General features: G+C 44.4%; 2 protein-coding genes. Both read left to right on the top strand.

What is annotated here, in order from left to right:
- Position 1 precedes the first annotated feature (1 nt).
- Positions 2–748: an ABC transporter ATP-binding protein gene (locus tag R8N28_RS25235; protein ID WP_318183664.1), complete on the top strand. Its 747-nt coding sequence runs from the start codon at positions 2–4 to the stop codon at positions 746–748.
- Between the two features lie 83 nt (positions 749–831).
- The coding region (locus tag R8N28_RS25230; RefSeq protein ID WP_318183663.1) for a transporter substrate-binding domain-containing protein at positions 832–1290 on the top strand (459 nt) is incomplete at its 3' end.

The following is a 1290-nucleotide window of genomic DNA, read 5'->3' as shown; positions in this document are numbered from 1 at the left end:
TATAAAAGACCTGCACAAAACATTTGGACAGAATGAAGTCCTGAAAGGCATTTCACTTGCCGCGCACAAAGGAGATGTTATCTCCATCATTGGCTCTTCCGGTTCTGGCAAGAGTACTTTTCTTAGATGTATTAACTTACTAGAAACACCGACCGCTGGTGAAATTTGGGTAAACGGCGAGCTCATTCAAATGAAAAACAACCGCGCGGGTGAATCTGTACCTGCCAACGAAAAACAAGTTCAGCGTATTCGTTCGCGTTTAGCTATGGTTTTTCAGGGGTTTAACCTTTGGTCTCATCTTACCGTTCTTGAAAACGTTATCGAAGCACCTGTCTACGTTCTTGGAGTGCCGAAAGCTCAAGCAATTGAAAATGCAGAGTTGTTACTGAAAAAAGTCGGCCTTTACGAGCGTAAAGATTATTACCCAGGTCATTTATCTGGTGGTCAGCAACAGCGTGCTGCGATTGCTCGTGCCCTTGCCGTAGATCCAGAAGTTATGCTGTTTGACGAGCCTACCTCTGCGCTTGACCCTGAGCTTGTTGGGGAAGTGCTAGGGGTAATGAGAGATTTGGCAGATGAAGGGCGAACCATGTTGGTGGTGACGCACGAAATGGCGTTTGCTCGTGACGTCTCAAATCATGTGATGTTCTTGCATCAAGGCTTAGTGGAAGAACAGGGAAATCCAGCTAAGCTATTTACTAACCCGGATTCGCAACGATTACAGCAGTTTATCTCATCTATCTACTAATATTCATTAGGCGGCAGAGTTTTGCCTCCTAAGTAAGCACAACGAACAAAACCAAATAAAATAGCAATCACAGGAGTATGGAAATGAAAAAGTGGTTATTGGCAGCAACTCTTGCTGCAACGGCAGTGTCTGGTGTTGCTCAAGCGAAAGAATGGAAAACAGTTCGCTTTGGCATTGAAGGCGCATACCCTCCATTTAGCTGGACAGAAACCGATGGTTCTCTAAAAGGCTTTGATGTTGATATGGCCAATGCGCTGTGTGAAGAAATGCAAGTGAAGTGTCAGATCGTTGCACAAGATTGGGATGGCATTATTCCTTCTCTATTGGCTCGTAAATACGATGCGATCATCGCGGCAATGTCGATTACCGAAGAACGTAAGAAGAAAGTGGATTTCACGGGCAAATACGCACTGATCCCAAATAAGTTCATCGCTAAGAAAGGTGCAAACCTAGACTTTGCTAATCTAGATGGCCAAAAAATCGCAGTTCAACGCGCGACCACTCACGATAAATATCTAACTGATAACTACGGTGACAAAGTT

The sequence above is a fragment of the Vibrio sp. Vb1554 genome, assembly GCF_033344235.1.
The sequence above is the reverse complement of the archived record's forward strand: the minus strand, read 5'-3'. Positions and strand labels throughout refer to the sequence as shown.